The following is a 26,304-nucleotide window of genomic DNA, read 5'->3' as shown; positions in this document are numbered from 1 at the left end:
AGTCCTTAACGCGATATTGAATTATTTCGCCAAAGTCATTACCTTTTGGCATGACTTTCGATCTGCGCCAGTTGCGCGCCTTCACCACCATCGTTTCCGCCGGCAGCCTCGGGCGCGCGGCGGAGGTTCTGCACGTCACGCAGCCGGCACTCAGCCGCATCATCAAGCGGCTGGAAGACGAGGTGGGCGCGCCGCTGTTCGAGCGGCACTCCAAGGGCATGCAGCTCACCGCCGTCGGGCAGGCGCTCCTGCCGCACGCGTCGTTGCTGCAGCACGAGGCCGATTACGCTCGCGAAGAAATCAACGCCATGCGCGGCCTCGCCAAAGGCACCATCCGCGTGGGTGCGGTAGGCAGCATTGCAAGTTATGTGTTGCCACTGGCCGTCGGTACGGTGGTCGCGCGCTGGCCGAGCCTGCGCGTGGAGATACTGGAAGGCGTGTGGGATCGGCTGGCCGAGGGACTGGTCAAGCACGAGATCGACCTCGCGCTGTCCATGGCGATGCCGGATACCGAAGAGATCATCGCCATCGCCGATTGCCGTTGGGAGGATGCGAGTTTCGTCGTCGCATCACCGGAGCACGCGCTGCGCCACCGCCCCAGCTTGACGTTGGCCGATACGCTGGATGCGCCGTGGGCCGTTCCGCCGCGCGGCACCGGCCCGTACGAGCACATGCGTCAGGTATTCGAAGCCGCCGGGCTGGGCCTGCCCAACATCGTGGTGGAAACGCGCTCGGTGACGGCACTCAAGAGCCTGGTAGCGCGCTCCGGGTTCCTGAGCTGGATGGCCGAACCGATGATCGATGCCGAGCGCCGCGCCGGCATGATCGAGCCGCTGCCGATTCCCGGCCTGGTGGCGCGCCGCACGCTCACTGCATTCCGGCGCCGCCACGGCATTCTGCCCAGCCCCGCCGTCAAGCTGCTCGAAGCGTTGCGCGAACTGACGGCGTAGGCACCCTTGCGCCCTATTTCTTCTCGCGCGGCAAGCGGCCGAGCAGGAAGAACTCGTCGTTGGGCCGCATCGAAATCACATTCGCCATGCGGTTCGATAGGCCGAAGAAGGCGGTGATGCCGGTGATGTCCCAGATGTCCTCGTCATCGAAGCCGTGCGCGCGCAACGTTTCATAGTCGGCGTCATTCACGATGTGCGAGGCGGTGCAGACCTTCATCGCAAAGTCGAGCATGGCCCGCTGGCGCGGCGTGATGTCGGCCTTGCGGTAATTGACGGCAACCTGGTCGGCCACCAGCGGATTCTTCTCGTAGATGCGCAGGATGGCGCCGTGCGCGACCACGCAATACAGGCACTGGTTGGCGGCGGAGGTGGCGACCACGATCATCTCGCGCTCGCCCTTGGTAAGGCTGCTGCCTTCGCGCAGCATCAACGCATCGTGGTACGCGAAGAAGGCACGGCACTCCTCGGGCCGATGCGACAGCGCCAGGAAGACGTTCGGCACAAAGCCGCTCTTCTCCTGCACTTCGAGGATGCGCGCACGAATGTCTTCGGGAATGTCGGCCAGTTCAGGAACCGGGAACCGGCTGATGGGCGGCGTGGTGGTCGTCACGATGTCTCCTTTGATTTGAGCATCTTGAGCACGCCGCCCGAGAGGAAGGGCTTTACTGGGTAGCGAACTGGATGCGATGGAGTCCAGCATACAACCCATCGCGGTCGATGAGTTCGCGGTGCGTGCCGGCTTCGGCAATCTTGCCGTGCTCGAGCACGATGATGCGGTCGGCATTTTCGATGGTCGACAGACGGTGCGCGATCACCAGCGTCGTACGGCCTTCCATCAACCGTTCGAGGGCGGCCTGCACCTGGCGTTCGGACTCCGAATCGAGCGCGGAAGTCGCTTCGTCCAGGATCAAGATCGGCGCGTCCTTGTAGATCGCGCGGGCAATCGCCAGACGCTGACGCTGGCCACCGGATAGTTTCGAACCGTTGTCGCCGACATTGGTATCGATACCCTCGGGGAGGTTGTCCACCACATCCGTCAGGTAGGCCGCTTCCAGCGCACGGCGCACGCGGGCCATGTCGATCTCGGATGCGTCACGCGCGCCATATGCCACGTTGGCAGCAATGGTGTCGTTGAACAGCACCACATCCTGGCTTACAAAAGCGATCTGGCGGCGCAGGTCGTGCAGCGCCAGATCTGCCAGCGCATCGCCGTCGAGCGAGATCGTGCCCGAGGTCGGATCAAAGAAGCGCGGCAGCAGGTTCACCAGCGTGGTCTTGCCGCTGCCCGAGGGCCCGACCAGCGCAACGACCTCGCCCGGCTTGACGTGCAGGTTGACGTTGTCGAGCGCCGCCCGGCCGTCTTCGCCATAGCGGAAGGTGACGTTGTCGAAGCGCACATCGCCGCGGGCGCGATCGATACGCTTGCCGTCCTCTTGCGGCTCGATCGGCGTGTCGATCAGGCCGAAGATGAACTCGGCGGCGGTCAGACCGCGCTGCAGCGGTTGATTCACGTCGGTCAGGTGCTTGAGCGGCGAGATCAGCAACAGCATCGCCATCACAAAGCCGGTAAAGCCACCGACCGTAGTCTGGTTGGCCTGCGCCTGCATCATGGCGATTGCCAGGATGATCGACAGCGCCAGCGCCGCCAGGAACTGCGTCACCGGCTGGTTCAGGCCACCGGCCACCGCCACGCGCATGGCGTAGCCGCGCAGGCGATTCGTCATGGCATTGAAGCGCAGCGATTCATACGCCTCGCCGCCGTGCAGCTTGACGACCTTGTAGCCACCCACGGCCTCTTCCACCACATAGGCGGCCTGGTTGGTCAGATTCTGGCTCTCGCGGTTGAGCGAGCGCAGGCGGCGGTTGATACGCGACATCAGCAGCCCGATGACCGGCAGGATCACCGCCACCACGAGCGTCAGGCGCCAGTTGGTATAGAAGAGGAAGATCAGCAACGCCAGCACCGTCATCGAGTCGCGCACCAGCGTGATGAAAACGCCGGTCAGCACCTGCAGCACCTGGTTGACTTCAAAGATGACCGCGTTGATGATCGACGCCGCCGTATTGCGCTGATAGTACGAAGCCGGTGCCTGCAGCAGACGCTCGAACATCTTCATCCGCAGATTCAGCAGCACCTTGTTCGACACGAGGCTCAACAGATACGTCGATGCAAATTGCGCGATGCCGCGCACCACCGCAATGCCCACCAGCATGGCCGGCACCTGCCACAGCTTGCCGGCGTATTCACCGCCGAAGCCCTGATCCAGCAGATCCTTCACGACCTTGGGGATGATCCCCTCCGTCGCCGCCACCACGCCCATGGCGACCATCGCCAGGATGAAGGCGGTCAATTCGGGGCGCAGATAGCTCCATAGACGCTTGAGCATCGGCTTGGCGGGCGCTGGGTGGTCAGACTTTGCTTGTATACTCACGGCGTTTTCAAATAAGGGTGGGCAGCTTGCGTCGCATGGCGATCGGCACTGCCGACATAAAGTGCGCTGCAGCGGCTGTCATCCGACAGACGGGCGACCCGGCATTTTAGCGGCAATCGACCACCCGGCCCATCCTGCTGCGCAATCCCCGGTCAAGACGGACCGACGCATCATCTGACGCTTTGCAATGAGTTCGCGCGTTCCCACGTTTTTCATCAATCTTGACCACGACACCGGACGCCGCGCGGCGCTGGAGCGCCAGCTCGATGCGCTTGGCCTGCCGTACAGCCGTTTCCCCGGTGTGTACGGCAAGGCGCTTCCGGCCGACGAACTTGCGCGCCACTACGATCACGCGCGCGCCACGGGCCAAAGCCGCGAACTGACCGTCGGCGAAGTCGGCTGCGCGCTGAGCCACCTGGGCGTCTACCGGGCAATGATCGAGCAGAACCTGCCCTACGCGCTCATCCTGGAAGACGACGCGAAACTGGGGCCGGACGTGCCCGCCGTGCTCGACGCGCTGGCGCAGCAGGTATCACCCGACGAACCCGTGGTCACGCTGCTCACGCACATCGACCGTTATTACAAGCGCAACGCACGCCCGCTGACGGCTGACCACCGCACGGTCAAGCTCGCCAACTACCAGTGGCTTGCGCATGGCTATTTCGTCACGCGGGCGGCTGCCCAGCGCATGGTGGAACAGCTCTATCCTGTGTGGCTGGCTGCAGACTATTGGTACAAGTTCGAGCGCGAAGGCATCGTGCAGATGCGTGCGGTCGTGCCTTATGTGATTGGCGTGCAGAACTTCGATAGCGGCTCCAACCTGGAAGCCGATCGCGCCATCAAAAGCCGCGAAGCCGACAACCGACTTGGTGTCGGCCATCATCTGTATCAGGTCTTTGTGCGCAAGTTTCTCTATCAGATCTTCGTGCGGCCGTTCCTCGGCATCGCCAAGCAGAAGAAGACCTGGTGAACATGACGGCGCCCGCTCAGGCGCTTTGCTCGCGCAGTTCCGCAAGCCCGGCTTCCGCGCGGATGATGTCGGTATTGCGGCGAGCCACCATGCGTTGATAGTTGGGGCTCTCCTGCTCCCGCGATTGTTCGCGATGCCATAGGTGGAAGACTTCAGTCGCGCAGAAGCCGCGCTTTCGCCGCACACCGGCGTTGTACAGGCGCACTGCCAGATCGGCGTCTTCATGACCCCATCCGACGAAGCTCTGATCGAAGCCGTTCACGCGCTCGAAATCGCTGCGCCACACGCCAAGGTTGCAGCTCTTGATACCGCGCAGGCTGGTGTCCTTGAACGTACGCGGCACCGGCAAACCTGGTACCAATAGCGGCAGAAACTTGTTGATGCGGCCCGCGCGCCAGGCGGCAAACCAATACGCGCGGTCCTTCAGATGGATATCGATCTGCTGGTCGACGACCTCACGCGTCATCGCTTCGTTCAGCAGGATGCGACTGCCGGACAGCAGGCGCCCCGGCTCAGACAACGCGCGGTGCCGGGCTACGAAATCCGGACGCGGCACGCAATCACCATCGAGAAAAACGAGGTAGTCGGCATCCGTCGCAAGCACGCCGCGGTTGCGGATCTCACCTGCACGAAAGCCATCGTCGGGATGCCAGACATGGCGCAGCGGATACGGCGCGGTCTTGGCAGCGACTTCGACCGCCACACGTGTGTCATCGCGTGAACCGTCGTCGGCCACGATGACGTCGAATGCGCGGTCGGTCTGTGCGCCACAGCCTGCCAGTACGCGGGCGAGCGCGTCCGGGCGGTTATACGTCGTAACGATGAGAGCGATGCGACGCGGCGGCTCAGCGCTTGCCATGACGATGCAGCATCATCAGCTTGATGTAGCGGTAGTACGTACCCTCCGCATTCGACACGGCGAGCATGAAGCCCTCCGCGCCATCGAGGAAGCCCCGCTGGATGATGTACGTACGAATGAACGCCCACAGCCCGTGACCGATCGCACTTCCCAGCGACGCGCGCTTGCCCTTGGCATAGGCTGCGGCCGCACCGGCGGTCGAATAATCGTTGGCCTTGTCGAGCGCAGCCTTCAGGTCGGGAATCGAGTAGTGGATGATGGGCGCGCGGAAGTCGCCCACCGTACCCTCAAAGACCAGGTGCGAGTGCACCGGCGCATCGAAGAACGTCACCTGCTCGCGCTTGAAAAAACGACGAATGCGGTCCGGCCACCAGCCCGAATGTTTCATGAAGCGGCCGCAAAAACTGGAGCTGCGCGGCATGGAGTAGACCGTGTGCGAGCTGCCCGATTCGAGCACGGCGATCATCTCGGCGCGCAATTCCGGGCTGATGCGCTCGTCGGCGTCCAGCGAGAGCACCCAGTCGGTACGGGCTTCGCGCAAGGCACGGTTGGATTGCTCGCCATAGCCGGGCCAGTCGGTCTCGAACACGCGTGCGCCGAGTTGGCGGCAGATGTCCTGCGTGCCGTCGGTGCTACCCGAGTCGAAGACAATGACATCGTCCGCCCAGTCGCGCACCGAGCGGATGCAGTCGCCGATATCAGCAGCTTCATTCTTGGCGACGATGATAACGGCGAGCGTGGCTCGATTGGATGCGGACATGCGAAAGCAATCTCAGAGAACGGGAGCGGCGCCCAGCTGCTGCCGGCGCCGATGAATATGCGTGGTGAATACGGCCACCATTACGCTGTAGAACACGACCGTCTGGGCGATGATCAGCATCACTTCGGTCAGCCCGAACAGTACGAACCCGACGCACAACGTCAGGCCCATCGCGCCGGTGGTGCGCAGGATGCGGTCGTCGCACAGTGCGGCACGCAGAAAGTACGCGGCAGGCACCAGATAGAGCGCCAGCAATGCGCCGATACCCAGCACGCCAAGCGTGGCGCCATTGTATAGAAACTCGTTGTGGGCATGCTCGAAGGCGCTCGCCTCCTGTGTGATCAGGCCTTCCGCGTGAATCGCTTTAAGCGCAGGCTCGAATTGCCCTCTTCCCACCCCAGCTAGCGGGTGGCGCGTCAACATCAGCGTGGCAGCCTTCCAGAGTTGGAGGCGGATGCCGACCGACGAGTTGGTCTGACCCGCTTGATAGGCATGGATGTCCTCCATCGCCTGATCAAAGCGGGTACGCACCATACTCGACGACACGCATACGGCCGCCAGCAGTGCGAAGAACACCAACAAGGCTGTCACTCGCTTCTTCCAGCTCACGTGACGCAGCGTCGCCACGGCAATCAGCAGTAGTACGGGGATTGCAATCCATCCCCCGCGCGCCTGCGACAGGTACGATGCATAGAGTCCCGCACCGCCCGCTACCAGACGCAGACCGATCAAGGGCCAGCCGTCATTTTTCGCCCAACCCATCGATATCAGCGCGAACAACCCCATCAGCAGCGACAGGTTGCCGAATGGAATGGCGTTGGAAAACGCGCCGACCGTACCGGTTCTTCCCGCTCGCAGCTCGAGATACGACCACACCGCCGAGCCGATGGCCCCCGCAACACAACCCCACTGCACACTCTCCAGCTGTTTAGGACGTAATTGCAGCAGCGCAAAAAGCGCAAACCCGAACAGCCAGAGCCGGCCATAGGCAAACGGCACACTGCGCGGCGCCGCCGGGTTCAGTTGCGCACTGATCAGCATCGCAGTCGGCATGGCCGCCATGGCCACAATCAGCCAGCGGTGTTCGCGCCACATCGCTCGCAGTCGGTCCATGCTCTCTGCAGGCGCGGCCAGCATCGACCAGAAGGCAGCAACCAGCAGCAGCAGGAACGATAGGAACGCTGCACCGCGCACCGACAGCATGAAGGCCGGGAGGATGGCGATTCCGAACACGGCCAGCGCCGCCGGCGCGCTGGAGATCAGCGTCCGGCCACGTTGCATCAAGGTGCTCATCGCAATGTCCCCGCGCCAGGTGCAAGCGCCAGCAGCGCGTCGATGTGCGCAGCGATGCTCGGGTCATAGCGCAGGTGCTCGCGCGGATTCGCCAGGCGCGCTTGGCCAGCCTGCACTCGGGCAACAGCGGCCTCGATCGTGCGGGCCAGCGTCGCTGGATCGTTCACATCGAACGTAGGTGCCCCTTCTTCCGAGATCACTTCAGTGCAGGCGATATTGGCTGCCAGTACGGCAGGCGTGCCGCACAGCACGGACTCCACCCCGATCAGCCCAAACGGCTCGTAGTGCGAAGCGAGGATCGTGTAGTCGGCCGCGCGATAGACGTTCTCGATGTCCTTGCGGTATCCCAGGTACCGGATGTTGGGCGAAGACGATGACACCGGTCGTCCGATCACCGCGAGCTGCACCGGCAAATCCGTCTTGGAGAAGAATGCCTCCAGCAGCGGATAACCCTTGCGCTTGTGGCTCGACGATGGGAAAACAAACGTGACGCGATCCTTCGCGAAGCCCAGCTCATCGCGCAGCCGCTGACGCTCGGCCTCATCCACCGGCGAGAACTTCAACTCACTCACCGGCGGATACACCGTCTTCACCTTGGCCGCGGGAATGTCGTAGTAGTCGAGCACTTCCTGCGCCATCAGCCGCGAATGTGCAACGACAACGTGCGAGCGCACATAGTCTCGGCGCTCCAGCGCGATCTGCTGGCGATCCCAGAAGGAAGCCTCTTTGGAAAAGCTCTTGAGATAACCGACGTGCGTACCGCCACAAATAGCGATATCCGATGCACCCGTGCGGTTGCAGCCAATCATCAAGTCGACATGCTCCCGCTTGGCTAGGTAGCGCACCAGCCAGCCAAACGCGTGGTCGTTCAATTTGCCCGGCAGCTTGCGCGTGGGCAGTGCAATTGCCTTGACCTGCCGGTATTCGGGCAGCGCCTTGTCCACCATCTTGGCGAAGAACACGGGACGGATGGCGCGCTCATGCAGGCCGCGCACCAGGTCCATCGCGTAGCGCTCGCTGCCGCCGCTGTAGCCCAGCGCGTTGCACGAGATTCCGACGTTCATGGATGCTCTAGTAATAATCGTATTGAGACTGCAGTCGTGCCGAGCGTGCGCCCGGCAATGGCGCCCCCTGCGCCATCTTCGAACTACTCATACACCGTCGCCACGTTCTCGGCGTTCAGCGCCTGACGCAACGCGGCGATTGCCGCTTCGCTCGGAACAATGCGCCAGGCGTCGCCGAGCACGGCTTCGCAGCGGGCTTGCTCGCAGACGTAGGTGATGCGCACCGAGACGCCATTGCCATCCGCCGCCACATGCGGCGAGAGCAGATCGCGCAGCTTGGCCGCCGTCGAATCGCCATTCATCGACAGGCGGATCGCCCGCGCAAACTTGGCGCGCGCCTGCGTCATGTCCATGACGGTTTCAGCTGTCACGCGCACGCCGCCAGTGAACATGTCGTGGCGGGCGCTGCCCTGCACGATCAGCACTTCGTCTTCCTTGAACAGCGCGCGATTGGCTTCGAAGACTTCGTTGAAGACCGTCACTTCGGTGGCTTCGCTGGCGGAGCCGTCGTCAAGCATGACGATCAGCATCTTGCCGCGTTGCGTCATCTGTGTGCGCTGGCCGACGATCACGCCCGCCACCGTCTTGTTACGCGCATCGCGGTTGCCGTAGCCGCCACCGGTGCCCTTGTCGGTCACTTCGCGAGCCAGATCCGCCAGCGTCGTGCGCGCAAAGCGGCGCACTTCGTCGCGGCACTCATCGAATAGGTGACCGGAAAGGTAGAAACCCAGCGCCTGCTTTTCTTCCTGCAGCTTGCGCTTGGTGGTCCAGGCCGGTTCGTCGACGAGTTCGGGGCGATGCAGCTCGGCATCGTCACCACTCATCAGATCGAAGAGCGACACCTGGTTGGCGGCCGCTGCCTTCTGCTCAGCGGCTTCCATGGCCAAGCCGATCGAAGCGAGCAACTGCGCGCGGTTGTCGTGGAGGCTGTCGAAGGCACCGGCACGCACCAGCGCTTCGATTGTGCGGCGATTGACCTGGCGGCGGTCAACGCGCTCGCAGAAGTCGAACAAGTCCTTGAAGGGGCCGTCTTCGCGTGCACGCAGGATATCTTCGATCGCGCCCTGGCCGCTGCCCTTCACGCCGCCCAGGCCGTAGCGGATGGTCTTGGCGTCGGTCGGCGCAAAGCGGTACTGGCTCGCATTGATATCGGGCGGCAGCACGGTGAGGCCGTTCTTTCCTCGGGCATCGTCGTAGAGGATCTTCACCTTGTCGGTGTCGTCCATGGCGAGCGACATGTTGGCCGCCATGAATTCGGCCGGGTGATGTGCCTTGAGCCAAGCCGTGTAGTAGGCCAGCAGCGCATATGCCGCCGCGTGCGACTTGTTGAAGCCGTAGCCTGCGAACTTCTCCATCAGGTCGAAGATTTCATCGGCCTTTTCGGTAGACAGCCCGTCCTTGGCCGCACCCGCGCGGAACAGCTCGCGGTGCTCGGCCATTTCTTCGGCCTTCTTCTTACCCATCGCACGGCGCAGCAAGTCGGCGCCGCCGAGCGAGTAACCGCCCACGATCTGCGCCATCTGCATCACCTGCTCCTGGTAGACCATGATGCCGTAGGTCTCCTTGAGCACCGGCTCGACGCGCGGGTCTGGGTATTCCACCTTCTCGCGACCGTGCTTACGGGCGCAGAAGCTGGGGATCAGGTCCATTGGGCCCGGACGATACAACGCCACCAGGGCGATGATGTCCTCGAAACGGTCGGGCTTGGCGTCCTTCAGCATGCCCTGCATGCCGCGGCTTTCCAGCTGGAACACGGCGACCGTGTTAGCCGTCTTCAGGATGTCGAACGCCTTCTTATCCGTCAGCGGAATGTGGCTGCAGTTCCAATCCGCCTTGGACGGATCGAGCATGCGAATGTAGCGCTCGGCCCAGTCGAGGATCGTGAGCGTGGTCAGGCCCAAGAAGTCGAACTTGACCAAGCCGACGGCTTCCACGTCGTCCTTGTCGTACTGGCTGACGACGCCGGCATCTTCACCGCCTTGCGTGTAGAGCGGGCAGAAATCGGTCAACTTGCCCGGGGCGATCAGCACGCCGCCGGCGTGCATGCCGACGTTACGCGTCATGCCTTCCACGCGCTGCGCGAGTTCCAGGAGCTGCTTGACCTCTTCTTCATTGGCTTCGCGTTCGGCCAGCAACGGCTCTTCCTTCTTGGCCTCTTCCAGCGTGACGAGCTTGCCCGGCTTGAACGGGATCAGCTTGGCCACGCCGTCAACGAAGTTGTAGCCGAGATCGAGCACGCGGCCCACGTCGCGCACCGCGGCCTTGGCGGCCATGGTGCCGAAGGTGGCGATCTGCGAGACGGCATCCTTGCCGTATTTTTCCTTCACGTACTGGATGACGCGGTCGCGGCCGTGCTGGCAGAAGTCGATGTCGAAGTCGGGCATCGACACACGTTCCGGGTTCAGGAAACGCTCAAACAGCAGGTTGTATTTGAGCGGGTCCAGATCGGTAATACCCAGCGCGTACGCCACCAGCGAACCGGCGCCCGAACCCCGGCCCGGCCCCACCGGCACGCCGTTGTTCTTCGCCCAGTTGATGAAGTCCGCAACGATCAGGAAGTAGCCCGGGAAGCCCATCTTGATGATGGTGCCGGTCTCGAATTCCAGGCGGGCGTAGTACTCGGCGCGCTTGGATTCGCGCACGGCCTCATCGGGGAACAGCACCTCCATGCGCTTTTCCAGCCCTTCCTTGGCGAGCTGGACGAGGTAATCGTCCAGCGACATGCCATCGGGCGTCGGGAACAGCGGCAGCTTGGGCTTGCCCAGTTCCAGCTTGAGGTTGCAACGCTGCGCGATCTGCACCGCGTTGGCCAGCGCGGACGGGATGTCGGCAAACAGCGCGCACATCTCGTCCTGCGTCTTGAAATACTGTTCGGTCGTGAAACGGCGGGCGCGCCGCGGATTGGCGAGCAGTTCGCCCTCCGCAATGCAGGTGCGCGCTTCGTGGGCCGTGAAATCGTCCGGCGTCATGAACTGCACCGGATGCGTGGCCACCACCGGCAACTGCATGGCCGAGGCCAGCTTCACGGCCTGCTGGATGTAGGCTTCGGTGCCAGCGTGCCCCGCGCGCTGCAGTTCGATGTAGAAAGCGCCCGGAAACACGCGCGACCAATTCGTCGCGAGCTTGCGCGCCAGCGCATCGTTTCCATTGGCCAGCGCCATGCCGATATCGCCCGCCATACCGCCGGAGAGCGCCAGCAGGCCGGTGGCCAGGGGGGCGTTTTCCACGCCAGGCTCATCGAACCATTCGGGGGCGATTTCTGCGCGGCCGCGATGTTGGTTGGAGAGCCACGCCCTGGCCAGCAACTGGCACAGGTTCAGGTAACCCTGCTTGTCACGCACCAGCAACAGCAGGCGTGTCGGTTTGTCGCGTTCGTCGTGATTGGTGATCCACACGTCGGCGCCAACGATAGGCTTCACGCCCTTGCCACGCGCTTCCTTGTAGAAGCGCACCAGCCCGAAGGCGTTGGCAAGATCGGTCAGCGCCAAGGCGCCCATGCCGTCTTTGGCGGCGGCCTTGACGGCATCGTCGAGACGCACGTTGCCATCGACGACGGAATATTCGGAATGGAGACGGAGGTGGACGAAGCGCGGCGAATTCATCCGCGTATTGTACCGGGTGACACCTTCTGTAAAGCATTCCGAGCGTGTCCGGTTGACCATCGACAACCCCGCACGGCTGCGCGGGCGGCTATAATTTCGGCTTACGAATCAACGGGTTACCCAAGGCGCCAGAAAATGGCGCGGCAGCACATGCAGATCGTCAATATTTCCGCTTACAAATTCGTCACCCTCGATGACCGCGAGACCCTGCGCCCCGCCCTTCTGGCCGAATGCCAAGCGCGCGAGTTGAAGGGCACCGTGCTCCTGGCGCCCGAGGGCATCAACATCTTCCTGGCCGGCTCGCGCGAAGCCATTGACGGCATCGTCAGCTGGCTGCGCGCCGACCCCCGTTTTGCTGACCTGGCACCGAAGGAAAGCCTGTCCGACCACCAGCCGTTCCGCCGGCTGCTGGTGCGCATGAAGAAAGAAATCATCACCATGCGCCACCCGCTGATCCGCCCGGAAGAGGGCCGCGCGCCGTCGGTCGCGCCGCCCGATCTCAAGCGCTGGCTCGACCAGGGTCACGACGACGAGGGCCGCCCCGTTGTGATGCTCGACACGCGCAATGACTATGAAGTCGCCGTCGGCACATTCAAGAACGTCGTCGAATACAACCTCAAGAAATTCACCGAATTCCCGCCCGCCATTGCCGCGCACAAGGACGACTTTGCCGGCAAGACGGTCGTGTCGTTCTGCACCGGCGGCATCCGCTGCGAAAAGGCGGCGATCCACATGCAGGAGATCGGTGTCGAGCGCGTGTATCAGCTTGAAGGCGGCATCCTCAAATATTTCGAGGAAGTCGGCGGCGCCCATTACGACGGCGATTGCTTCGTGTTCGACCACCGCACCGCCCTCAATGCCGAACTGCTGCCTGCGGGCCCGAAACAATGCTTCGCCTGCCGCGCCGTGGTGACGCCGGAAGAACAGCAGTCCGCCGATTACATCCCCGGCCAGCGCTGCCCGCATTGCGCAAGCAACCCAACGCGCGCCGCCGCATGAACCGTCTTGCCGCCACCCTCCTCGTCAGCGCGCTTTGCCTTGCAGCATTGAGCGGTTGCGCGACGAGTTGCGCGGGTGGATCGAACCGCGGCGCATTCTGCGAAGTGGGCACGCGATTCTGACCCTCCGTGGCACACCAACAAAAAAACGCCGGACATGCCGGCGTTTTTCTTTGCGTGGCACGCTTTACTGACGGCCGCGCACGAACTGGTTCGTGATGGCGACAATGCGCTCGCCGAACTGCTTGGAGGTTTCCAGGTCACCCGGCAGCGGGCCCTCTTCGGGGCTCCCATCCGACGGCGATTGCGCCAGCGCGCCGCCGAAACCACCCAGGTAGTTCACGTCGTTACGCGTGGCGGCCTTGCTGTTGGCCGGCATCATGCCCGTGCCGACCCAGATCATTCCGTGCTGCTGCGACAGCGTCCACAGGTACTGGATCGAGGCGTACTTGTCGCCGTTCATCGATGCGGAATTCGTGAAACCAGCGGCGATCTTGTCCTTCCACGCGCCGGTAAACCACGCCTTGGACGAGGCATCGGCAAATTTCTTGAAGTCGCCCGAAACGCCGCCCATGTAGGTCGGCGCGCCAAAGACGATCGTGTCGACGCCGGCCAGCAGCGCCCAGGTGTCGTCGTTGACGTCTGTGACCGAAATCAGGTGTGCTTCCGCGCCGGCGCCCTGCACACCTGCAAACACGGCCTCGGCCTGCTTCTTGGTATGGCCATAACCGCTGTGATAAACGACTGCAACTCGTGCCATGGGAATCCTCTTGGGGTTGGACTACGGTGGGGGAACAAAGGCAAAGAAAAGGCGCACACAGCGTGCGCCACGAACATTACGGCAGATCGAACACCAGCACTTCGCTGTCTTCGCCGCCGGAGAGCGTCACCGCCTCTTCTTGCGTCAGCTTGGCTGCGTCGCCGCCAACCAGCGTGCGACCGTTGATGCTCACCTTGCCGCGAACCACGTGCACATAAGCGCGGCGGCCCTCGGCGATGGGCAAGGACGCAGTTTCTGCGCCATCGAACTTGCCGGCGTAGAGCGCCATATCCTGATGCACCTTCACCGAATCGTCACGACCATCGGCGCTCGCGATCAGGGCGAGCTTGCCGCGCTTGGCGGCCTCGTCGAAATGGCGCTCTTCATAGCCCGGCGTGAGGTTCAACTGCGCGGGAAGCACCCAGATCTGCAGGAAATGCGTGGTCTGGTCCTGCGCGTGGTTGAACTCGGAGTGACGCACACCTGTCCCAGCCGTCATGCGCTGCACGTCGCCCGGGCGCAGCACGCTGCCGTTGCCCATGCTGTCCTTGTGCGCCAGCTCGCCGTCAAGCACATAGCTGATGATTTCCATGTCGCGGTGGCCGTGGGTGCCAAAGCCCATGCCGGCGGCCACACGGTCTTCATTGATGACGCGCAACGGGCCGAACTGAACGTGTTCCGGGTCCATGTACTCGGCAAACGAGAAGCTGTGATACGACTTGAGCCAGCCGTGGTCTGCGTAACCGCGATCTTGAGAGTGGCGAATTTCAATCATTTTGATGAATCTCCCATCCAAATTGCTGCGTTGATGTGTGAATGGTACGCAGATTGGCTATAGTTGCGCGACACGGCTTTGATTCAATACATCAAAAATTCTGAACATGGCACTATCGCTGGAATCTCTGGAAGTGCTCGACGCGATCGAACGCAAGGGCAGCTTTGCCGCTGCGGCGCACGAGCTGGGCAAAGTGCCGTCGGCGCTCACGTACGTGGTGCGCAAGCTGGAAGACGACCTCGATGTACTGCTGTTTGACCGCCGCCGCCACCGCGCGGAACTCACGCCCGCCGGCCGCGCGCTGCTCGACGAAGGCCGGCACCTGCTGCAGGCAGCCGACGATCTCGCTCGCCGCGTCAAGCGCCTCGCTACCGGGTGGGAAGCCACGTTGACCATCGTAGTCGACGATCTCGTGCACTTTCGCGCACTCATGCCCGTCATCCAGGATTTCTACGCCGAAAACACCGCCACACGCCTGCGCTTCTGCCGCGAGGTGCTGGCCGGCACGTGGGATGCGCTGCTCTCCGGCCGTGCGGATTTGCTGATCGGGCCGGCGCAGGTGATGCAGGTGCAGGGCATTCAGACGCGCACCGTGGGCAACATTCCCTTCGTGTTTGCAGTGGCCGCACATCACCCGCTGGCGCAGATGGAAGAGCCGTTGCCTGCAGCCGCCATTACCCGGCATCGCATCGTTGCCGTGGGGGATACGTCGCGCAATCTGCCCGCACGCACCATCGGTGTGATGGCCGGCCAGGACACGCTGGTGGTGCCGTCCATGGCGGACAAGGTGCAGGCACAGATTCGCGGCCTGGGCTGCGGCTGGTTGCCGGTGCCGCTGGCGCAACCGTATCTCGATTCCGGCGTGCTGATCGCCAAGGAAACCACCGAAGACAAGCGCGCCGGCACGTTCCAGGTTGCCTGGCGCAACAACATGCGCGGCAAGGCGCTGCAATGGTGGGTCGATAAGCTGGAAGACCCGCGCCTGGGGCAAGCGCTGATGATGCAATAGGCGCCTCGGGCCGACAAATCGCGCACAATAGCGCCATCGACCTCTGCGCCTGGAGCGTTGCGTTGTCCCAAGCCAATCTCGATTTTCCGGAATCCACTACGTCGCCGCGCGAACCATACCGCGGCCGCTTTGCGCCCTCGCCCACGGGGCCGTTGCATATCGGCTCGCTGGTCACCGCGCTGGCAAGCTGGCTGGATGCGCGCGTGCACGGTGGCGCGTGGCTCGTGCGCATTGAAGACATCGATTTCCAGCGCAACGTGCCCGGCGCCGATCGCGACATCCTCGCCACATTGGAAGCACTCGGGCTCAATCCCGACGAGCCCCCGCAGTGGCAGAGCACGCACCTCTCACGCTTTGAACAGGCGCTGGAGCAGTTGCAGGCCAACGGCAACCTCTACCCGTGCGGCTGCACGCGCCGCGAGATTGCGGATTCCGTCACGAGCATCGACGCCAACGGGCACCTGCGCCACCAGACCTTGATCTATCCCGGCACGTGCCGCAACGGACTGCACGGCCGCCCGCCGCGCGCGTGGCGTGTGCGTGTGCCGGACGCCGATGCCGCCACCGTCTGCTTCAACGACCGCTGGCAAGGCACGCAATGCCAGAATCTGGCCGAAGCCGTAGGCGACTTCGTGCTCAAGCGCGCCGACGGCATGTGGGCGTATCAGATTGCGGTTGTGGTGGACGATGCCACGCAAGGCATCACGGACGTCGTGCGCGGCGCCGATCTGCTCGACTCGACGCCGCGCCAGATCTATCTGCAACAGTTGCTGGGGCTGCCTGCGTTGCGCTACCTGCACGTGCCCGTGGTGGTGAACCGCGACGGCGAGAAACTCAGCAAGCAAACGGGCGCACGCGCCATCAACCGCAGTCAGCCGCTGGCCGCGCTAACGGAAGCCGCGCAACACCTGGGGCTGGACATTCGTGCGGAGGATGTGGAGGGGTTCTACCGGGACGCCGTCCCGGCGTGGGCCAATCGCCTGGCACAACCGGCCCGATGCAATTGACCCTGGCGGCAGGAGCGCCGCCGTTTTCAGCCGACTGACTTAACGCTTGCGCGGCACGCCACCGAGCAGCGCCGCGATCGGGCGCTTGGCGCTGCGGGGGTGTCCGGTCGATTGTGCCGGCTTGGCAGCCCCAGCCGATTCCGCTGGCACGGACGATTCGTACGGGCGATTGAAGAACGGGTCGTCCGATGGGCGGAACGCCGGGCGCACGATCGTGTGATCAAGCACGCGGGCGCCGTTGCGGTCTTCGCGCTCGCGGGAGCGGCGGACTTCGCTGCGAGCGCGCTTTTCGTCGCGCTCACGGCGCTCACGGTCACGCGCCTGTTCGCCGGTCGGATCGAAATCAGCCAATTGCTCGCGCGGCAGGTTGCGCTTGATCAGCTTTTCGATGTCGGCCAGCAGGCGTTCATCGCCCGGGGCGAACAGCGACAGTGCATCACCGGAAGCACCGGCACGACCCGTGCGGCCGATACGGTGCACGTAGTCTTCTGCGTTGAACGGCAGGTCGAAGTTGATCACGCACGGCATCTGCGAGATATCGAGACCTCGCGCTGCCACGTCGGTGGCAACCAGCACATCCACGGTACCTTGCTTGAACGCTTCGAGCGTTTGCATGCGCTCGGTCTGCGTCTTGTCGCCGTGGATGGCGTTGGCGTTGATGCCTTCGCGCTCCAGCGCGCGCGCCAGGCGCGAGCAGCCGATCTTGCTGTTGGAGAACACGATGCACTGGCGCGGCAGGCCTTGCTCTGCGCGCTGGCGCAGCAGATGCACGAGCGCCGCCTGCTTGTGGTTGTCCGGCACGGTGTAGATAACCTGGCGGACGTTCTCTGCCGTGGCGTTGCTGCGTGCCACCTCGATCGTCTGCGGATGACGCAGGTAGCTGGCAGCCAGCTTCTTGATCTCGGGCGAGAACGTGGCCGAGAACAACAGCGTCTGGCGATGCGCCGGCAACAGGTTGATGATGCGCTGCAGGTCGGGCAGGAAGCCCATGTCGAGCATGCGGTCGGCTTCGTCCAGCACCAGCATGCGCACCTGCGACAGGTTCACGCTGCGCTGCTGCACGTGGTCGAGCAGACGGCCCGGCGTGGCAACGAGGATCTCGACGCCGCGGCGCAGTTGCTCCGTCTGCGGGTTCATGTCGACACCGCCGAACACGACGGCGCTGCGCAACGCCGTGTACTTCGCGTACTTGGCAACGTTGTCGTATACCTGGTCGGCCAGTTCGCGCGTGGGCGTGAGGATCAGCGCCCGCACCGGGTGGCGCGCCGGCGACGCGCTCGTGTTGGCTTCGGGCAGCAGGTTATGGATGATCGGCAGCGAAAACCCGGCGGTCTTGCCGGTGCCGGTTTGCGCGGCGCCCATGACGTCGCGGCCGGCAGTCACCACCGGAATGGCGGCAGCCTGAATGGGCGTGGGCTTGGTGTAACCGCTTTCGGTCAGCGCGCGGAGGACGTCCGGATGCAGGCCGAAGCTGTCGAATGTCACCGATTCATTGGCCGGCGCTTCAGACGCTTCAGACATCGTTGCAGTATTCATAGGGGGAGATGCGGCATGCCGGTTGGCATGGCGGCGCGCCAGACCCAAGCGGAAAACCCCGCGTGCGGCTCGCGCAAAGCGTTAAAAATCAAAAGTTTATCACGTGAGACCCCGCGCGGGATGGATGATCGGCCACCCAGGCCAACGCCGGCGCCACAGCCGCCTTGACACGGATCAAGTGTGGCGGGCACGCGCTGCGCGACCATCGGGGCATTCCAACCGCGCCCCGTCCTCTCTCATGGTCACCACGCTTTACGAAACGCTCGAGCATGTCTGCCTGATGTTTTCGGATCTGGTCGACGATCACGACGACCTGCCAGTGCAGACCAACCAGTTCCTCATCGTCGATCACGGCCACGGCGCCCTGATCGATCCGGGCGGCCAGATGACCTACAACGCGCTGTTTCTGGCGATGAACCGGTACTTCCCGCCCAAGCAGCTCGACTATGTGCTGGCCTCGCATGCGGACCCGGACATCGTCGCCTCGGCGGGAAGGTGGCTGACGAGTTCCAGCTGCGACATCCTGATCTCGCGCGTATGGGAGCGTTTTCTGCCGCATTTCTGCACCGTCGGCAAGACCGAGGGCCGCATCGTGCCGATCCCGGATACGGGCATGGCGATTCCGCTGGGGCAATCGCATCTGCTGGCGGTGCCGGCGCATTTCCTGCATTCGGAAGGCAATTTCCAGTTCTACGATCCGGTGTCGCGCATCCTGTTCTCGGGCGACCTGGGGGCATCGATGGTGCATGCCAACGTAGCCGCCAAACCCATTGAAGATTTTGATGCACACCTTCCGCTGATGGCGCCCTTCCATCGCCGCTACATGAGCGGCAACCGCGTGTGCCGCCTGTGGGCGCAGATGGTGCGCGGGCTGGAAATCGAATGGATCGTGCCGCAGCACGGCCAGCCCTTCCGCGGGAAGGCCATGGTCAACCGGTTCATCGATTGGGTGGAAACGCTCGACTGCGGCATCGACCTGATGACGCCGGAGATCTTCCGGCTGCCCGCCTTGCCGAGCGCAACTGCTGGCGCAGCGCTCAGGACGCGGGTTTAGCAGCCAAGCTCGGGGCGGCCGGCAGGATGATCTTCATCATGGCGCCCGACAGCTCAACCGCCAGCACCTCGGCATCGATGCGCGACGGGTCATGCCACGTGTACATGAAGCCCATGACGCCGCCCATCGAGTGCGCCGCGACCCGGGCATCGCCAAAGTCGAACACGCCGGCGCGCTTGCCCTCGTCGAGCAGCGCATAGAGATCGCGGTAGTAACCTCGCGACATGCCGTGCAGCCACTCCACCGTTTCGGGGCGCAGGTACTGCCGATCGCGATACGTCAGTGCGGCGGCGTAGTGGCAATCGATGCAACGGCGCGCCATTTCCAGCAGACACGCCTGCAAGCGTTCTCGCACGGGCAGCGCCGGGTCGGCGGTTTCACGGATGGCCGACAGACAGATCTGCGCGGCCTCGCGGCACAGGATGTCGAAGATCTCGTACTTGTCGGTGAAGTAGTAGTACACCGCCGGTTTTGTCACGCCGAGCGCGTTGCACAGGTCGCTCATCGTCATGCCGGCATAGCCTTTGGTGAAGAAAAGCTGCGCGGCTGTATCGAGAATCTGCCGGCGACGAGCCTCCTGCCGCTCGGCGATGTGCGGGCGCGTGGCCGGCGGTGTGACGCCCGGGGCTGCGGAAGCGTCGGTTTCAGCAGACGGTTGCACGTCGGGAACGGCAGATTTGCGGACGATGGACATGACACATATTTTCGCATGTCGCCCGCGTATGCGCCGTGGCATGTGCGCATCTTGGCGACACCATCGTTCTCAAATGCTTGACGCATCAAAGAACGCTTTCTATATTCATACCCGTTGGTATAAAAAATTACTTCTCAGTATAGATAGTGCGGCGCCGCATCGCGCACGCACTGCACAACCCGACGGAGACAAGCTTTGGCGATGGACGAGTCCGAGTATCTCGGCCGCGTTCGCGCGCTCTGGGCGCGCGCATGGCCGGTCGATACCCCACGTGAGCCGCATTACCCGATCGGGCGCACAGCCCTCACCGACTATCTGCGGCACTGGGCGCGCACCACACCAGACAAGCCGGCCATCCACTTCTACGGGCACGATACGACGTTCGCCCAGCTTGATGATCTCTCCGACCGCTTTGCCGCGCTGCTCGCGCAACACGGCATTGGCACGGGCGACCGGGTGGCAGTGTTCCTGTCGAACTGCCCGCAATTCAATGCGGTCTTCTTTGGCATCCTAAAGCTTGGCGCCGTGTATGTGCCGATCAGCCCGCTGTCCCAGCGCGCGGAGTTGATGCATGCGCTGCGCGACGCGACACCGCGCGCCATCGTCACGCTGGACCGCCTCATGCCGCTGGTGCGTGACGTGCGGGCCGAAACATCGGTCGAGCACGTCTTCGTCACGCGCTATGCAGACGTGCTCCCTGCACAGCCGACGTTGCCGCTCCCGGCAATGCTGACCGAACCATCACTGGCCTGCGACGATGCAATCGATTTGTTGCCTGCATTGGCACAGACCACGCCGATCCCCCTGCCGCCTGGCTCGCTGGATGCGGTTGCCGCGCTCAACTACACGGGCGGCACGACCGGGCTGCCCAAGGGCTGCATCCACACGCAGGGTGACATGGTGGATATGGCGGCCGCGTTCTCGGCCGTCTCGCTGCGCGCCGATGCCGACACCGTCATGCTCAGCTTCTATCCGCAGTTCTGGATTGCCGGGGAGAACACCGGACTGATCTTCCCTGCCTTCCTTGGCGTGCCGCTGGTGTTGCTCGCGCGCTGGGATGCGGAGGCCTTCATGGCCGGCGTGCAGCGCTATCGGGTGACCAATGGCTCGATGCTTGTCGACAGCGCGGCCGAGGTGATGGCGCACCCGCGTGTGCATGCTTACAACCTGCGCTCGCTGCGGCATACAGGCGTGTCGTCGTTCGTAAAGAAGCTGAACCCCGAATACCGCCGCGCATGGCGTGAACTGACGGGCTCGATGATGGCCGAGAGCGCCTGGGGCATGACCGAAACGCAGACCTGCAACAGCTTCACGCTCGGCATGCAGGATGATGATTTCGATCTGCGCTCCCAACCGATTTTCGTGGGCTTGCCGGTGCCGGGCACCGACTTCAAGATCTGCGATTTCGACACGCACGAACTGATGCCGATCGGCGCCGAGGGCGAACTCTGCGTGCGCACGCCGACGCTGCTCAAAGGCTACTGGAACAAGCCCGACGCCACCGCGCAAACACTGCGTAACGGCTGGTTCCACACCGGCGATATCGGCTGCATCGACGAACACGGTTATGTCCACTACCTCGGCCGCCGCAAGGAAATGCTCAAGGTCAACGGCATGAGCGTGTTCCCGGCGGAGATCGAAGCCCTGCTCGGCAAACATCCGGCCGTCCTCGGTTCTGCCGTGATAGGCCGCGCCGACGAGCAGCGCGGCCAACTTCCCGTAGCCTTCGTGATGCTGCGCCCCGAGGCCATCGGCACATTGGACGACGCTACGCTCACCGGTTGGTGCCGCGAAAACATGGCCGTCTACAAGGTGCCCATCGTGCGCATCGTCGACGCGCTGCCACTCACAGCCACCGGCAAGGTGCGCAAGCAGGATCTCGCGCCGCTGGCAGAACAGCTCTAACCCACGCTTGCTCCATGACGTTTCGCAAACTGCTGATCGCCAATCGCGGCGAGATCGCCATTCGCATTGCCCGCGCAGCCGCCACGGTGGGCTTGCCCTCCGTCGCCATCTACTCCGAAGACGATCGCGACGCGCTGCATCCACTACGAGCCGATGAAGCCGTACCCCTGCCCGGCACGGGCCCGCGCGCATACCTGGACGGGGCAGCCATCCTTGCCGCCGCACGCGCCGCCGGCGCCGATGCCATCCATCCCGGCTATGGCTTCCTGAGCGAGAGCGCCGCCTTCGCGCGCCAGTGCGCACAGGCCGGCGTGCAGTTCGTCGGACCACCTCCGCGTGTGCTCGACCTCTTCGGAGACAAGGCACGCGCGCGGGCCCTTGCGCGCGAGGTTGGCATTCCCATCGTCAACGGCACGCAAGGCGCGACCACGCTGGAAGATGCGCGCGCCTTCTTCGCCGCGCTGCCGCCCGCGCACGGCATGATGATCAAAGCCGTGGCCGGCGGCGGCGGACGCGGCATGCGTGCGGTGCACGATGCGCAGGCGATTGCCGAGGCGTATGCGCGTTGCGTGTCCGAAGCCACCGCCGGCGGCGTCGGGGATGTCTATGTCGAAGCGCTGGTGCCCGCACCGCGCCACATCGAGATTCAAATCGTTGCAGATGCACAGGGCCACGTGACACATCTCGGCGAGCGCGAATGCAGCCTGCAGCGCCGTCACCAGAAGCTGATCGAGATCGCACCGAGCCCGGCGTTGGACGAAACGCTGCGTGCGCGCATCGCTGAGGCTGCCGTCACGCTCGCCAAAGCTGCGGGCTACAGCGGCATCGGCACGTTCGAGTTCCTCGTAGAAGGCGCGGGCACGCCGCACGCCACGTTCTATTTCATGGAAGCCAACCCGCGCGTGCAAGTCGAACACACCGTCACGGAAATGGTGACGGGCGTCGACTTGGTGACGACCCAACTGGCGCTGGCGCAAGGTGCGTCGCTCACAGACTTGGGGCTTGCTCGGCCGATCGCGCCACGCGGCCATGCCGTGCAAGTGCGCATCAATGCAGAGACCCTCGATGCAGGGGGGCAGCCGCATCCATCCACCGGCACGCTCACCACATTCGAACCGCCCAACGGCCCAGGCGTGCGCGTCGACACCTGCGGCTATGCGGGCTACCGACCGAACCCGCGCTTCGATTCGCTGCTGGCCAAACTGATCGTCCACGCACCGCAGGGCACGCATGCGCAGACGCTGACGCAAACGTATCGCGCGCTGTGCGAGTTCCGCATCGAAGGGCTGGCGACGAACAAGCGGTTGCTGCAAGACCTGCTGCGCGACGCCGATGTGCAGGCCAACGCCGTGCACACGCAGTTTCTGGATGCAAAGCTCGCCGAGCTGGCCGCCGGCAACGGCGAAGCGCATCCCACCCTGCACGCCGCGTCGATAGCCGCCCCCGACCTGACACCGACAGCCTCATTCGTCGACACGCTTCCTGACGATGCCGATCTCGTCACCGCGCCCATGGATGGCGCGCTCATCCAGCTCAATGCAGAAGCCGGTGCCACCGTCGCGCGCGGCGAGGTGCTGGCCGTGATTGAAGCGATGAAGATGGAACACGTCGTCATCGCGTCCGCCGCCGGCCGTGTGTTGCAAGTCTGCGCAAAGCCGGGCGCAACAGTGCGGGAAGGCCAGCCGCTGGCGGTGCTCCAGCCTGGCGACGCGCAACACGAGGCCGCGGCAACCGAGGCCGAGATCGACCTCGACCGCATTCGCCCCGACCTGCAAACCGTCATCGACCGCCATGCATTCGGCCTCGACGCGCACCGCCCGGATGCCGTCGCGCGCCGCCGCAAGACCGGTCAACGCACCGCGCGCGAGAACATCGCACACCTGTGCGACGCAGACTCGTTCATCGAGTACGGCGCACTCGCCATCGCAGCACAACGCCAACGGCGCGCCCTGGATGACTTGATTCGTTCGACACCGGCCGACGGCATCATCACCGGCATTGGCACCGTCAACGGCACGCACTTCCCGGATCAGGACGCGCGCTGCATGGTGCTCGCGTATGACTACACCGTGCTGGCAGGCACGCAGGGCACCTTCAACCACAAGAAGACCGACCGCGCACTGGAGTTGGCGCAGCAATGGAAGCTGCCCGTTGTGCTGTTTGCCGAAGGCGGCGGCGGCCGGCCGGGCGACACTGAAAAGCGCGGCGTCAGCGGCCTGGACTGCCCGACCTTCATCCATTTCGCGCGCTTGTCGGGGCTGGTGCCGACCGTCGGCATCGTGTCGGGCCGCTGCTTTGCAGGCAATGCCGCGCTGCTGGGATGTGCTGACGTGATCATCGCCACGCGCGACGCGACCATCGGCATGGGTGGCCCCGCCATGATCGAAGGCGGTGGCCTTGGCGTATACGCGCCCGAGGAGGTCGGCCCCGTGAGCGTGCAGGCGCCCAATGGCGTGATCGATGTCCTGGTCGACGACGAGACCGAAGCCGTGGACGCCGCGCGCCGTTACCTGAGCTACCTCCAGGGGCCACTCACCCACTGGGACGCCGGCGACGTGCGCCACCTGCGCCACGTGATTCCAGAAAACCGCATGCGCAGCTATGACATGCGCGCCGTGATCGACGCATTGGCCGACACCGGCTCCGTGCTGGAGCTGCGCCAGGCCTTTGGCGTGGGCATCATCACCGCGCTGATCCGCATCGAGGGCCGCGCCTTCGGTTGCCTCGCCAACAACCCGCGCCACCTGGGCGGCGCCATCGATTCTGCAGCGGCTGACAAGGCGTCGCGCTTCATGCAACTGTGCAACGCGTTCGATCTGCCCATCGTCTCGCTGTGCGACACGCCGGGTTTCATGGTGGGGCCGGAGGCGGAAAAGACCGCCACCGTGCGCCACGTCAGCCGCATGTTCGTGACGGCCGGAAACTTGCGCGTGCCCTTCTTCACCGTCGTGCTGCGCAAGGGCTACGGGCTTGGGGCGATGGCCATGGCCGCGGGCGGCTTCCACGCGCCGTTCTTCACCGCGTCGTGGCCGAGCGGCGAATTTGGCGGCATGGGCATCGAAGGCGCCATCCGCCTGGGTTACCGCAAGGAACTGGAAGCGGTCGAAGACCCCGCAGAACGCGAGGCGCTGTTCCGGAAGATGGTCGATGCTGCTTATGAGGAAGGCCGCGCGCTCAACATCGCCAGCTATCTCGAGATCGACGCGGTGATCGATCCGGCCGATACGCGCCGCTGGCTGTTGCGCGGGCTGCAATCGGCGCCCCCTGCGCCGCCGCGGCACGCGCGCGACCCAGCCACGCGCCGCTTCATCGACACCTGGTAGACGAGAACACCCACAAGGAGGCGACATGCCCGCAGTGATCCGCTTTGCCTGTCCGTTGACCGCATTGGCGTGTGCTGGAGCGTTGTGGTTTGCACCACTGGCGTACGCCGCAGACCCCGCGCCGATCAAGGTGGCGTTCATCGATCAGTTGAGTGGGCCGCTCTCGAATGTGGGCGAGCAGTTTCTGGCGAATCTAAAGCTCGGCATTGACGACGCCAACGCGCAACCGCAAGGGGTGCTCAACGGTGCGCGTTACGCGCTGTCGACCTACGACAACAAGCTGTCGGCGCAAGACAGTCTGTCGGCGCTGCAGAGCGCCATCGATGCCGGCGCGAAGATCGTCTTCACCGGCGGCTCGGGCTCGTCCGTGGTGGCGGCCATGGTGGATGCCGCCACCAAGCACAACGAGCGCAATCCGGCCAAGCGCGTGCTGATCATCAACTACGCGTCGATCGACCCCGACCTGACCGGCGCACATTGCAGCTTCTGGCATTTCGCCACCGAGGCCAACACGGCGATGAAGATGCGCGCGCTGGCCAACTTCGTCAAAACGCAGCCCGATATCCGCAAGGTCTATTCGCTGAACCAGGACTACGCGCACGGCCGGCTGTGGGCGTCACTGGGCAAGCAGATGATCTCGGCCGTGCGACCCGACGTGCAGTTCACCGGAGAGACGCTGCACCCGATCGGCAAGGTGAAGGACTTCGCGCCCTACGTCTCGAAGGCCAAGGCGACAGGCGCCGACACGCTTCTCACCGGCAACTGGGGGCAAGACCTGAACCTGCTCATCAAGGCAGCGGGCGACATGAGCTACGACGTGCGCTATCTGAACCACAGCGGCGCAGGCGCCCCGGGCACAGTACTGGCCGTTTCACAGGCCAAGATCGGCAAGGTGACATGGGTATCGGAATGGACGCCCGGCAACGGCAACGCGCAACTGATGCAGATGGATGCGCGTGTGCGCCAGACGCCCGCCGGTGAACACTTCGCCCCGCGCACCGTGTTGTCCGTCGAACTGGTGACGGACGCCATTCGCAAAGCCAATTCCACCGACCCGCTGAAGATTGCGCTGGCGCTGGAAGGCATGCAGAAACGGAGCTTCCTGGGCGATGTCACGATGCGCAAGGCCGACCACCAGTTGCTGCTGCCGCAGGTGGTATCGACGATCGCGCCGGTGGACGGGACGACCGTCAAGGTCGGCTACGACGGCACCCAATGGGGCCACAGGACCGAGAGCACGACCGCGGCCAAAGACCTGGACCTGCCAACCACTTGCAAGATGAAGCGGCCGGCAGGCGCTTGACGGAGCCACC

General features: G+C 64.0%; 20 protein-coding genes. 9 read left to right on the top strand and 11 right to left on the bottom strand.

From position 1 onward, the window contains the following. Positions 1-50 precede the first annotated feature (50 nt). Complete coding sequence (locus R2N16_RS15480; RefSeq protein WP_316666628.1) at positions 51-950, top strand: LysR family transcriptional regulator; 900 nt, start codon at positions 51-53, stop codon at positions 948-950. A 13-nt stretch (positions 951-963) separates the two neighbouring features. Here R2N16_RS15480 and R2N16_RS15475 read toward each other — a convergent pair whose 3' ends face one another. Then, a complete protein-coding gene (locus R2N16_RS15475) occupies positions 964-1,560 on the bottom strand; it encodes a peroxidase-related enzyme (RefSeq protein ID WP_316666627.1) in 597 nt (198 codons plus the stop codon). 52 nt (positions 1,561-1,612) lie between these two features. After that, complete coding sequence (msbA, locus tag R2N16_RS15470; RefSeq protein WP_316666776.1) at positions 1,613-3,337, bottom strand: lipid A export permease/ATP-binding protein MsbA; 1,725 nt, start codon at positions 3,335-3,337, stop codon at positions 1,613-1,615. Positions 3,338-3,569: 232 nt separating this feature from the next. Between msbA and R2N16_RS15465 the strand changes: the two genes are divergently transcribed. Next, positions 3,570-4,352 carry a glycosyltransferase family 25 protein gene (locus R2N16_RS15465; protein ID WP_316666626.1) on the top strand — a complete coding sequence of 261 codons (783 nt, stop codon included), beginning with the start codon at positions 3,570-3,572 and terminating at the stop codon, positions 4,350-4,352. Positions 4,353-4,368: 16 nt separating this feature from the next. Here R2N16_RS15465 and R2N16_RS15460 read toward each other — a convergent pair whose 3' ends face one another. From R2N16_RS15460 to dnaE, 5 genes are all read right to left on the bottom strand, one after another. Next, the gene (locus tag R2N16_RS15460; RefSeq protein WP_316666625.1) at positions 4,369-5,211 is read right to left on the bottom strand and encodes a glycosyltransferase family 2 protein; all 843 of its coding nucleotides are present in this window, start codon (positions 5,209-5,211) and stop codon (positions 4,369-4,371) included. Continuing rightward, positions 5,198-5,971 (bottom strand): glycosyltransferase family 2 protein, encoded by a 774-nt coding sequence (locus tag R2N16_RS15455; protein ID WP_232040607.1) that lies wholly within the window; start codon positions 5,969-5,971, stop codon positions 5,198-5,200. The genes R2N16_RS15460 and R2N16_RS15455 overlap by 14 nt, the downstream gene beginning before the upstream one ends. A 12-nt stretch (positions 5,972-5,983) precedes the next feature. Further along, positions 5,984-7,204: an O-antigen ligase family protein gene (locus tag R2N16_RS15450; protein WP_316666624.1), complete on the bottom strand. Its 1,221-nt coding sequence runs from the start codon at positions 7,202-7,204 to the stop codon at positions 5,984-5,986. A gap of 56 nt (positions 7,205-7,260) precedes the next feature. Then, complete coding sequence (locus tag R2N16_RS15445; protein WP_316666623.1) at positions 7,261-8,328, bottom strand: glycosyltransferase family 4 protein; 1,068 nt, start codon at positions 8,326-8,328, stop codon at positions 7,261-7,263. Positions 8,329-8,411: 83 nt separating this feature from the next. After that, a complete protein-coding gene (gene dnaE, locus R2N16_RS15440; protein WP_316666622.1) occupies positions 8,412-11,930 on the bottom strand; it encodes a DNA polymerase III subunit alpha in 3,519 nt (1,172 codons plus the stop codon). 150 nt (positions 11,931-12,080) lie between these two features. On the opposite strand from dnaE, the gene R2N16_RS15435 reads away from it, so the two are divergent. Then, entirely contained in the window at positions 12,081-12,929 is an 849-nt protein-coding gene (locus R2N16_RS15435) for a sulfurtransferase (RefSeq protein ID WP_316666775.1), read from the top strand. Between the two features lie 186 nt (positions 12,930-13,115). Here R2N16_RS15435 and R2N16_RS15430 read toward each other — a convergent pair whose 3' ends face one another. Both R2N16_RS15430 and R2N16_RS15425 read right to left on the bottom strand, forming a co-directional pair. Continuing rightward, positions 13,116-13,688 (bottom strand): flavodoxin family protein, encoded by a 573-nt coding sequence (locus R2N16_RS15430; protein WP_316666621.1) that lies wholly within the window; start codon positions 13,686-13,688, stop codon positions 13,116-13,118. A 76-nt stretch (positions 13,689-13,764) separates the two neighbouring features. Next, positions 13,765-14,463, bottom strand: a complete 699-nt coding sequence (locus R2N16_RS15425; protein ID WP_316666620.1) for a pirin family protein — start codon at positions 14,461-14,463, stop codon at positions 13,765-13,767. A 106-nt stretch (positions 14,464-14,569) separates the two neighbouring features. On the opposite strand from R2N16_RS15425, the gene R2N16_RS15420 reads away from it, so the two are divergent. After that, a complete protein-coding gene (locus R2N16_RS15420; protein WP_316666619.1) occupies positions 14,570-15,472 on the top strand; it encodes a LysR family transcriptional regulator in 903 nt (300 codons plus the stop codon). 62 nt (positions 15,473-15,534) lie between these two features. Further along, positions 15,535-16,479, top strand: coding sequence for a tRNA glutamyl-Q(34) synthetase GluQRS (gluQRS, locus tag R2N16_RS15415; RefSeq protein ID WP_316666618.1), 945 nt, complete (start codon positions 15,535-15,537; stop codon positions 16,477-16,479). Positions 16,480-16,518: 39 nt separating this feature from the next. Here gluQRS and R2N16_RS15410 read toward each other — a convergent pair whose 3' ends face one another. Continuing rightward, positions 16,519-18,000, bottom strand: a complete 1,482-nt coding sequence (locus R2N16_RS15410; protein WP_428984136.1) for a DEAD/DEAH box helicase — start codon at positions 17,998-18,000, stop codon at positions 16,519-16,521. Positions 18,001-18,253: 253 nt separating this feature from the next. Between R2N16_RS15410 and R2N16_RS15405 the strand changes: the two genes are divergently transcribed. Continuing rightward, complete coding sequence (locus R2N16_RS15405) at positions 18,254-19,069, top strand: oxygen-binding di-iron domain-containing protein (protein ID WP_316666616.1); 816 nt, start codon at positions 18,254-18,256, stop codon at positions 19,067-19,069. Here R2N16_RS15405 and R2N16_RS15400 read toward each other — a convergent pair. Then, positions 19,053-19,763, bottom strand: coding sequence for a TetR/AcrR family transcriptional regulator (locus tag R2N16_RS15400; RefSeq protein WP_316666615.1), 711 nt, complete (start codon positions 19,761-19,763; stop codon positions 19,053-19,055). The genes R2N16_RS15405 and R2N16_RS15400 overlap by 17 nt on opposite strands. Positions 19,764-19,964: 201 nt before the next feature. On the opposite strand from R2N16_RS15400, the gene R2N16_RS15395 reads away from it, so the two are divergent. From R2N16_RS15395 to R2N16_RS15385, 3 genes are read left to right on the top strand one after another with little or no spacing between them, the layout of a single operon-like run. Further along, positions 19,965-21,668, top strand: coding sequence for an AMP-binding protein (locus R2N16_RS15395; protein WP_316666614.1), 1,704 nt, complete (start codon positions 19,965-19,967; stop codon positions 21,666-21,668). A gap of 14 nt (positions 21,669-21,682) precedes the next feature. Continuing rightward, entirely contained in the window at positions 21,683-24,991 is a 3,309-nt protein-coding gene (locus R2N16_RS15390; protein WP_316666613.1) for an acetyl-CoA carboxylase family protein, read from the top strand. Between the two features lie 25 nt (positions 24,992-25,016). Further along, the gene (locus R2N16_RS15385; protein WP_316666612.1) at positions 25,017-26,294 is read left to right on the top strand and encodes a branched-chain amino acid ABC transporter substrate-binding protein; all 1,278 of its coding nucleotides are present in this window, start codon (positions 25,017-25,019) and stop codon (positions 26,292-26,294) included. Positions 26,295-26,304 lie beyond the last annotated feature (10 nt).

The sequence above is a fragment of the Ralstonia psammae genome (assembly GCF_958405935.1).
Classification (GTDB): Bacteria; Pseudomonadota; Gammaproteobacteria; order Burkholderiales; family Burkholderiaceae; genus Ralstonia; species Ralstonia psammae.
Note: the sequence above shows the minus strand (reverse complement) of the source record. Positions and strands in the feature narration are given on the sequence as shown.